Genomic DNA, 430 nt, shown 5'->3' with positions numbered 1-430 from the left:
TCTAAATATAGAACATATACGAGTCTTGATCCCCGTCATCTGTGTAGCTTGCCAAGTCTTCAAGAGTTGTATTGTCTAGTACGTCTTTTACTGCATCACGAATACGAATCCATAGTTCACGCTTTGCTGGTTCTTCGTTTTCGATGACTTCAACAGGACTAATGGGTCCTTCTAATACACGAATAATATCACCTGCTGTGATCTCATTTGGTTCATGTGCAAGAACATAGCCGCCATACGCTCCGCGGATACTTTTTACAAGACGGGCATTGCGGAGTGGTGATACAAGCTGCTCTAAATAATGCTCAGACAAATCATTGTTTTGAGCGATTGATTTTAATGATGTAGGGCCTTCGCCATGTTTTTTGGCTAATTCGATCATGATCGTCAGACCATATCTGCCTTTAGTTGATATTTTCAAGTTAAACAC

General features: G+C 40.7%; 1 protein-coding gene. It reads right to left on the bottom strand.

Annotation, left to right across the window (positions count from 1 at the left end; genetic code table 11):
• Position 1 precedes the first annotated feature (1 nt).
• Complete coding sequence (cymR, locus tag GFC01_RS18320) at positions 2–421, bottom strand: cysteine metabolism transcriptional regulator CymR (RefSeq protein ID WP_024423125.1); 420 nt, start codon at positions 419–421, stop codon at positions 2–4.
• Positions 422–430 lie beyond the last annotated feature (9 nt).

This window comes from Desulfofundulus thermobenzoicus (genome assembly GCF_009428905.1).
Classification (GTDB): Bacteria; Bacillota; Desulfotomaculia; order Desulfotomaculales; family Desulfovirgulaceae; genus Desulfofundulus_A; species Desulfofundulus_A thermobenzoicus.
The sequence above is the reverse complement of the archived record's forward strand: the minus strand, read 5'-3'. Positions and strand labels throughout refer to the sequence as shown.